The sequence below is a fragment of the Thomasclavelia sp. genome, from assembly GCF_017889095.1.
GTDB lineage: Bacteria > Bacillota_I > Bacilli_A > Erysipelotrichales > Coprobacillaceae > Thomasclavelia.
In genome coordinates, this window is the sequence record NZ_JAGHEW010000014.1 from 1 (window position 1) to 9348 (window position 9348).

General features: G+C 28.8%; 9 protein-coding genes. 8 read left to right on the forward strand and 1 reads right to left on the reverse strand.

Annotation, left to right across the window (positions count from 1 at the left end):
* From J7M77_RS00450 to J7M77_RS00475, 6 genes are all read left to right on the forward strand, one after another.
* Positions 1 to 649: DUF1430 domain-containing protein (locus J7M77_RS00450; RefSeq protein ID WP_296874927.1), on the forward strand; the 649-nt coding region annotated here is incomplete at its 5' end.
* A gap of 1 nt (position 650) precedes the next feature.
* Positions 651 to 1277, forward strand: a complete 627-nt coding sequence (locus J7M77_RS00455; protein WP_296874928.1) for a putative bacteriocin export ABC transporter — start codon at positions 651 to 653, stop codon at positions 1275 to 1277.
* A 442-nt stretch (positions 1278 to 1719) separates the two neighbouring features.
* Positions 1720 to 2094, forward strand: coding sequence for a YbaN family protein (locus tag J7M77_RS00460; protein ID WP_296874930.1), 375 nt, complete (start codon positions 1720 to 1722; stop codon positions 2092 to 2094).
* Complete coding sequence (locus J7M77_RS00465; protein WP_296874932.1) at positions 2087 to 3814, forward strand: ABC transporter ATP-binding protein/permease; 1728 nt, start codon at positions 2087 to 2089, stop codon at positions 3812 to 3814. Before J7M77_RS00460 ends, J7M77_RS00465 begins: the two co-directional genes overlap by 8 nt.
* A complete protein-coding gene (locus J7M77_RS00470) occupies positions 3807 to 5453 on the forward strand; it encodes an ABC transporter ATP-binding protein (RefSeq protein ID WP_296874934.1) in 1647 nt (548 codons plus the stop codon). The genes J7M77_RS00465 and J7M77_RS00470 overlap by 8 nt, the downstream gene beginning before the upstream one ends.
* Position 5454: 1 nt before the next feature.
* A complete protein-coding gene (locus tag J7M77_RS00475) occupies positions 5455 to 5754 on the forward strand; it encodes a nitrous oxide-stimulated promoter family protein (RefSeq protein ID WP_296874936.1) in 300 nt (99 codons plus the stop codon).
* Positions 5755 to 5864: 110 nt separating this feature from the next.
* On the opposite strand, the gene J7M77_RS00480 is transcribed toward J7M77_RS00475, so the two are convergent.
* Positions 5865 to 7061, reverse strand: coding sequence for a hypothetical protein (locus J7M77_RS00480; protein ID WP_296874938.1), 1197 nt, complete (start codon positions 7059 to 7061; stop codon positions 5865 to 5867).
* Between the two features lie 237 nt (positions 7062 to 7298).
* On the opposite strand from J7M77_RS00480, the gene J7M77_RS00485 reads away from it, so the two are divergent.
* Positions 7299 to 7793 (forward strand): GNAT family N-acetyltransferase, encoded by a 495-nt coding sequence (locus tag J7M77_RS00485; RefSeq protein WP_296874940.1) that lies wholly within the window; start codon positions 7299 to 7301, stop codon positions 7791 to 7793.
* A gap of 66 nt (positions 7794 to 7859) precedes the next feature.
* Positions 7860 to 9095, forward strand: a complete 1236-nt coding sequence (locus J7M77_RS00490; RefSeq protein ID WP_296874942.1) for a PrsW family glutamic-type intramembrane protease — start codon at positions 7860 to 7862, stop codon at positions 9093 to 9095.
* Positions 9096 to 9348 lie beyond the last annotated feature (253 nt).

Sequence of the window (9348 nt, forward strand, 5' to 3'; positions counted from 1 at the left end):
AATGGTTCCTGAAGATTTTAAAGATGGTGATTTATCAATGTATTTAATTAGTAATGAAGATATAGTATATATAAAGAATACAGGTAAATATTATAATTACAAACTAGAAGAACCATTTGTTTTAACCGATCCAATTATTTACTTAGAAAGAGAATACAGTTTTATTGAAACAAAAATACAAAGTTATTTTTTTAAGACGGATGATATTAAAGAGTTGCAAGATGAATTGAGTATTTATGGTAATAAAGGGAATATGAAACTAATTAGTAGTCAGTATCGCTATGATTATTTTAATAGTAATCTATATCAGGAAGTTATTGAATTAGGGTTATTAATATTAGTTTATGTAATTATGTTAGTGATATTGATTATTCAGGCGGTTTTGGTTTATTTCAATGAACATGGTAAACTGATTGGAATATCATATAGTTTGGGTCGCAGTATGTTTAGAAGATATTTAGACTTGCTGATTGTTGATTGGATGAGTTATGCTGGTATATTTATAGCCGGATATATATTGAAGGTTAAAAGTGATTATTTGATGATATTTTTAGGGTTGCTATTGTTAGGTGATATATTAATTAGTTTTAGTTATAGCCGTTATTTAGAAAAACAAAAACTAGTACCGTTATTGAAAGGGGAAAGATAAGATGGCTTTAGTAGAATTAAGACATGTATATAAAAGTTATGGGAATAAAGTGGTTTTAGATGATTTAAATTTAATTATTGAAAAAGGGACTTTTAATGTTATTATGGGACCTTCTGGTTCTGGCAAATCAACTATTTTAAATATAATTGGCTTACTAGATCGTGCTAATCAGGGAGAAGTATTGCTGTTTGATAAAATAGCACCTAAACCTTTTTCTATCGGTGCTGAAAAACTGTTGCGCAATCACATTGGTTATTTGTTCCAAAATTTTGCTTTAGTAGAAAATGAAAGTGTGGAATATAATCTTAAATTAGCTTTAGAATACACTAAAGGAAATAAAAACGAATTAATCAAATCAGCATTAACGAGTGTTGGTTTAGAAGGTTACGAAAAGAAAAAAATATATCAATGTTCAGGTGGTCAACAACAGAGAATAGCAATCGCTAGATTACTATTAAAGCCGTGTGAGTTGATTTTAGCAGACGAACCGACCGGATCTCTAGATGAGGATAATCGTAAGTTAGTTATTGAGCTATTAAAGAAGATGCAAAAAGAAGAAAGGACAATAATCGTAGTTAGTCATGATCCAGTATTCAAAGATGTGGCTGATAATGTTATTAAGTTATAGTGTATATATTTTCAATTTTTGCTTAATATTTGTATTTAAAACACATAAAATGGAGTGATTATCTTTCACTCCATTTTAATTTATTTTTTAATAAAATAACCGTCATTTCTCTTTGAACCTCTAAATTCGATTAAATCTGACATATGTGCTATTCTTCTCATAAAAGTTGCTCTTGAGATAGTAGGATCAGTAGCTTTAATATATTCATATAATTGAGGGAATCTTAATCCAGGATAAGCTTTTATAATGCGGTAAATATTAGAATCTCTTTTATTTAATGAGTTACTGCTTGTCTCGTTTAATGTCTCAATAGATGAGACATTAAAATTATATGATTATTTTATTGTAGCAAGAATTATAATTTTAGTTGCAAAAAAAATGATTAAATGGTAAAGTTAGGCTACCATAACAAAGTTAGTTTATTATAACAAAGGAGAAAACTATGAAATATATTTATTTTGGTTTAGGTGTGCTTTTTATGGTGTTAGGAATGATTGGAGTAGCTTTACCGGTTTTACCGACAACACCATTTTTATTGGTAGCGATGTTCTTTTTTACTAAAAGTTCGTCTAGGGCTAAGATTTGGTTTGAGGAAACGAAATTATACCAGAATCATTTGGATGATTTTGTTAAAAGAAGAGCGATGACATTAAAAACAAAAGTGATGTTACTTAGTTTTGCTAGTACGATGTTAATGATTGCTTTTTTAATGATGAATAATATTTATGGAAGGATAACGATTGTTTTATTAGTGGTATTTAAATATTATTATTTTGCTTTTAGAATTAAAACAATCAAAGAAGTAAAAAATGATTAATAAAAGATTAGTAAGTTATTTAAAAGAAGATCGTCAGTATGTCTATTTACAAGTATTAATGCAATGGTTTGGGTTAATCATGCAAATTGGAATTATTGTAATTATGGGTGATTTATTGAATCAAATGTATTTAAAGCATACTGTTAGTAATTTATGGTTAAAAGTAATTTTAATTGTTTTATTAATTATAATTAAAGGTATTTTAGGAAAGCGGGCAACAGTATTGTCTTTTAAAGCATCTAAAAATATTAAGGGTAAATTACGCAGTGATATTTATAAAAAAATATTAGCTTTAAATAATCATTATAATGAAGTCATTTCAACTGCTTCATTAACACAATTGATGAGTGAAGGGGTTGAACAGTTAGAAATATATTTTGGTAAATATTTACCGCAGTTTTTTTATAGCTTATTAGCACCGGTAACTTTATTTATTGTTTTGGCTCAGGTTGAATTTAAAGCAGCTTTAGTTTTATTTATTTGTGTACCGTTGATTCCAGTATCAATAGTAATGGTTCAAAAGTTTGCCAAAAGATTGTTAAGTAAATATTGGGGCTTATATGGTAATTTAGCAGAACGTTTTTTGGATAACGTTAGTGGGTTAACAACATTAAAAGGTTATCGTGGTGATCAAAGTAAACACATTGAAATGAATGAAGAAGCTAGTCGGTTTCGTAAGATTACGATGAAAGTTTTAGTGATGCAGTTAAATTCAATCAGTATCATGGATTTGGTTGCTTATGGTGGGGCTGGACTAGGAATTATTTTTACTTTAATAAGTTATTCTAAACATCAAATTGATTTAAAACAGGCTTTTATAATGATCATGCTTTCAGCTGAATTTTTTATTCCGCTTAGATTACTAGGATCATTTTTCCATATTGCTATGAATGGTAATGCAGCTAGTGAAAAAATCTTTAAATTACTTGATGCCCCGTATAATCAAGATAAATCATCAACAATAGATGAAATCCAGGCAATTGAGATTAAAAATCTATCATTTGCTTACCAGAAAGATTTAGTTTTAGAAAATATTAATATGAAGATTACTAAACCAGGTCTATATGGAATCGTGGGAAGTTCTGGTAGTGGTAAAAGTACGCTTTCTAAGTTATTAATGGGGTATTTTGATAATTATCAAGGAAATTTAACCTATAATGATTTAGAAATCAAAGATATTGTTCATGAAAGTTTAATGAAAGAAATTACGTTAGTTGAACATAATGGCTATATTTTTGCCGGAACAGTACGTTCTAATTTATTAGATGGTAATAAATTAGCTGATGATCAAAAATTAATCAATGTTTTAAAACAGGTTAATCTTTGGCAGTATTTTAGTTTGCTTGATGGTTTAGATACAGTAATTGAAGAAAGAGGAAATAATTTATCAGGTGGTCAAAAACAGCGTCTAAATATTGCTAGAGCATTATTACATGATAGCAGTATTTATATCTTTGATGAAGCAACATCAAACATTGATATTGAAAGTGAAGAAATTATTATGCAAGTAATTGATACATTAGCTAAAGCTAAAATCGTCATTTTAATTAGTCATCGATTAGCTAATGTAATAAATTGTGCATGTAATTATGTTTTTGCAAGTGGTAAATTAACAGGCTCTGGTAGTCATGAACAATTAATGAAAGAAAATCAGGAATATTATCATTTAGTAATGAGACAAGCAGAAATTGAAAATTATGGAGGTAAGACAAGTGAATAAACGTAGTAATTTAAAAGTAGTTATTAGCTTAATTGCCTTAGTAAAATCAATGATCTTGATCATGCTACTAGCAATATTGTTAGGAGTAGCGGGATATTTAGCGGCAATCTTTTTAACAGTTTTTGCTGGTGAAATTATAATTAAGATCATTGATCATCAATCATTTACGTCATTATTCTACTTATTGATTGCCTGTGGTGTTTTACGAGGAATTTTACGTTATGGTGAACAATGGTGTAATCATTTTATTGCCTTTAAGATTTTAGCGATGATTCGTGATATCGTTTTTGGCAAATTACGCCAATTAGCACCAGCTAAACTTGATGGTAAAGATCATGGTAATTTAGTTGCTATGATTACTAGTGATGTTGAATTATTGGAAGTATTTTATGCCCATACTATTTCACCAGTAATGATTGCTTTAATTGTTTCATTGATAATGATCATTTATTTAGCTAATATTCATTTTGCACTGGCACTATTAGGTTTAATTGCTTATGGAGTTATTGGGATCGTTATCCCTATTGTGATCGATCGGGTTTCTGGTGATAAAGGATTAGAGTATCGTAATGATTATGGTAAATACACAAGTTATGTTTTAGAAGCGGTTCATGGACTTAGAATTGTTGATCAGTTTGCCCGTGGCAATAATCGTTTAGAGAAAATACGTTATAAAAGTGAAATGCTTAATTATCAAAACGAAGATTTGAAAAAAATAGAAGGACGTTTTAGAATGATCAGTGATATTGCAGTTAGCTTGTTTTCATTGATAATGTTATTGCTTGGATATTATTTATACAGTCAAAAAGCAATAGAGTTTACCGGGGTTATATTAAGTACAATTGCGTTAATGTCTTCATTTGGACCAGTATTAGCCTTATCTTCATTAGCTCATAATCTAGTTATTACTTTTGCCAGTGGTAATCGTGTTTTAGATTTATTGGAAGAAACACCGCAGGTTAAAGAAAATCTCGATGGTTACGATGGCAAAATGGGTGAAATTGAAATCAAAGATTTATCTTTTCAATATGAAGATGAAATGATTTTAAAAGATATTAATTTAACGATCAAGCCTGGTGAAATTATTGGGATTGCCGGTAAAAGCGGTAGTGGTAAAACAACTTTATTGAAACTGTTGATGCGTTTTTATGATCCAAGTAGCGGTCAAATCTTAATTAATGGTCATGATATTAAAACATGGAAAAGCAGTTCGTTAATTAGATTAGTAAGTTATGTAACTCAAGATACTTATATTTTTAATGATAGTGTAAAAAATAATATTAAATTAGGATTGGTTGCAAGTGATGAAGAAGTAATAGAAGCATGTAAGAAAGCTAATTTAGATGATTTTATTAAATCATTGCCTCAAGGTTATGATACGATGATTGGTAGTCTTTATCAACAGTTATCAGGGGGGCAGTTACAAAGATTGGCTTTAGCTAGGGCTTTTTTACACAACACGCCACTAATTTTACTAGATGAACCAACTAGTAATCTTGACAGTTTAAACGAAGCTTTAGTATTAAAAAGTTTAAGTGAAAATAGGCAGGGAAAAACGATTGTCATTGTTAGTCATCGACCAACATCTCTAAAAATATGTAATCGAATTATTAAAATTGTAAGAGGAAAGCAAAGCTAAAATGACAAGCGAACAAGAAAAAAAGATGCTTAGTTTAATGATTGAAATGTATGAAAAAGGGAAGAAAGAAGATTTAAGTGCGTTAAAAGAATACGCCTTTAAACGAATTGATTATTGTCCCCGCAAAGAAGAAAAAACCTTTTGTTCTACTTGCCCAATTCATTGCTATGCTCCCAAATATCGACAGTTAATTAAAGAGGTCATGCGTTATTCAGGACCTAGAATGATTTACAAGCATCCAATCATTGCAATTAAACATATGATTGATACAATTAAAGATAAAATAAAACAAAAGCTGTAACAAAATCGTATTGAAGTTGATTTTGTTCAGCTTTTTCAATCAATAAATTATCAGTTTATGTAATTTTTACAATAATAATCATAGTCGAATATGATAAAATCTAGAAATTATTAATTAAGCTTCAAATAATGCTTATTATTTTCACATATTTTTAAATTGCTATCTAAATCTTTAAGATTAACTATTTCTTGACCGTTTAAATCATAGATATACTGATTATCAACAATGATGAACTTATTTACAACTTGTAAATCTTCAACAGCTTCAAAATGCTTGATTAATGTTTTATCAATATTATATAGATCAAAACTGTTGTTTTCATATTGGTAACATACTAAACAATCACCATATAATAAAATATCGTTATATTTGGCTTCGATAACAATATTATTCTGACTATCTTTCATGCCACAGTTATCACCTTCATAATAGACAATATAATATTCATTATCAGTAAAATATGCAAATTCATTATCTTGTAATTGATATATTTCTTTACCGTCTTTATCAATAAGATAATATTGGTTATTTACGTCATTTGCATTAGCACTATTAGAGACAACAGTATAACCTTTTTTATTAAATGGCTCTACGCTATTAAAAACTTTCCCGTCAAATAATTTATTCCCATTGTTATCAATGAAATAGAAATCATATTTATCAAATATCGGTCCGTCATTACCAGTATCAATATAACAAATACCAATATTTTCATCATAAATATCTTCATTAGCTCTAAAAATAAATGGATGCTCGCTTTTAAAAATAACATTTTGTTTATCATCAAGTGCGTAATAATAGTTATCGTTTTCTTTGCAATAACAAATCAAATCTGGATTTTGAATGCTGTTGGTATAATGACTAGTATATGGATAATATTCAGTAGATTTAACCGTGCCATCACCGTTGATTTTAACATATTCGTTATTTTCACTAATAGCATAGATATTACCTTTATTATCAATGAAATTGGAAACTAAAGTATAATTTTTATCTTGTTTTGATGAATCAAAAGAAATTTTTCCATTAGTATCGATGATCTTCCAGTTTGAATCTTCAATAATGAGAGCGTATTGATTATTATAAGCATCAAAACTGATTGTATTTTCGCCAGTAGTAAATTGTGGTTCAATGACAATTTTACCATCTTTTGCATTGATATAGCCTAGTTTATTATCTTTAGTATTAATGATCGGTAAATATAAACCGTCATTGCTTGTTTTAGAATCTACTTTTTTCTTCTTATCACTAGATGAAGAACATCCAACTAAAAAAATTGCTAGTAAAAAAATTAATATTTTTTTCATATCTTTCCCCTCAAACTTTCTTGCCTATTTTTAAATTGCTTTTTATATACATCTACAAAACGATATTTTTCACCTCCAGATAATGTTTTGTAGTTGTAAAAATATTTATATATTTCTATTTTAACATAGAAATATTTTAAGTTAATAACTGATTTAAAAAATATAATCAGTATAAATAAAAATCGTTTGTATTAACTATTGTGTAGGTGTATGATAAAAAAAGATTGGGGTGACTTGATGGAAAAGATAGAAACAAAGCGCTTATTGATTCGAGAGCTGGAACTGGATGATGCCAAAAGAATGAGTGAATATCGAAGTAAACGGGAAGTTGCGTTTTATCAGTCATGGTGGCATTATCCATATAAAAAAGCAATTCGCAGAGTCGAGTATTGTTTAAAACATCCGTTTAACGGTAGAGCGGGAACTTATCAATTGGCGGTAATTTTAAAAGAGAATAATGAAATGATTGGGGATTATTATTTAGAGGTAAATCAGCCAGGCAGTATTACAATTGGTTATACTTTTGATAGTGTTTATTGGCATCAAGGTTATGCAACGGAGTCACTAACAGAATTATTACAAGTCTTAAAAGAGCAGTATCATTTTAAACTAGTTTTAGCGCATGTTTATAATGATAATCATAAATCAATTAACCTGCTTAAAAAATTTGGTTTTGAAAAATATGATAGTTCAAAGATTTTGGGCGATGCTAGTTTTAAATTAGAATTATAAAAAAGATGGTTTTGTTTAAATTAATAGTATATAATATTTGTAATAAATTGAAAAAGAGGGTTATATATGGAAAAAAGATGTCAAAATTGTGGTCAACCAATTGATGTTAATGCAAAGTTTTGCAAATATTGTGGCCATGAAAATGTACCAGTTGAAAATAAGCAAAAATTTTGTCCAAGATGTGGTAAACCATATACGGGTAATATTGCTTTTTGTTCAAGTTGCGGGTATCAGTTAGCTAATTCAAATTATGCCAACAGTGTTAATGGAAATGGTGAAAATATCTTTAAAAAGGGGTTAGATAATTTTACTTCAACTATTAATAGTATGACTGGTGAAGAAGGAAAAGTAGAAATTAAATTAAAAGAATTATTTTCTGAGGTCTTTAAAAAGCATACTATTGAAGAACGAGAAGAAATGTTTATTACTGGAACTAAATATACTACGCCAAAAGAATCCAACATGGTTTCTAGCTGGCCTAAGCCATGGCTATATTCACGAGTATTTTTAATGTTTTTGATCGTATTTGCAGCTTTATTTGTAATGGTGAATAATTTTTATAACGCTAATGCGATACCAGGAGCTATTTTTATTGGCGCATTAATGGTACCATTTTCAGCTTTAATTTTCTTCTGGGAAGTTAATGTACCACGTAATATCAGTATTTTCGATGTGATCTTTATGTTTTTTGTCGGTGGGGCACTATCGTTAGTTTGCACATTGATCTTATATGAAATTATTAGTGTTGAACAGCTTGATTATATTGGTGCTATCTTGGTCGGAATTATTGAAGAAGTAGGTAAAATAGCTGTTGTAGCTTATTATGTTAGCCGTAAAAATACTAAATATATTTTAAACGGTATGTTGATTGGGGCTTGTGTTGGAGCTGGATTTGCAGTATTTGAAACAGCTGGTTATGCTTTTAATGCTTTTGCAGCAACAGGTCAAATTGATGTTTTATTAGATGTTTTATGGTTACGTTCGATTTTATCATTCGGCTGTCATATTACTTGGACCGCTATTGCCGGAGTTGGTTTGATTGTCGCTAAAAAAGAAGCACCATTAAATAGTAATCATATTTTACATGCGGACTTCATTAAATTTTTGTTACTGGCAATCGTCCTTCATGCCATTTGGGATATGCCAATTACTTTTGGAATGGACATTTATTTAGTTCAATGGATCTTAACATTTATTGCTTTAGTGACTATTTTAGTTTTATTGAATGCTGGATTACGTCAAGTTTCTCAATACGCTAAAGCAGCTAAAGAAAAAGAAATGGCACAAATGAAAACTGAATAGTTAAATTAAAGTTTTATACTTATTTAAGCACCGTCAGGTGCTTTTTGTTTTAATTGATCATTAAATAATAGAGTACATTAAAAAATTAAAAAAAATTTAAATTTTTAAAAGAAAAAACACTTAGTGCGGTTGTATATATATAATAGAACGGATAATTCTATTATTAAATACAGTTTACTGCTATAATGTACTTGATTAGAAATTGTCCGTTACTTTTAAAAAAAGGAGGGATGATTTTGGGCGATCACGATAT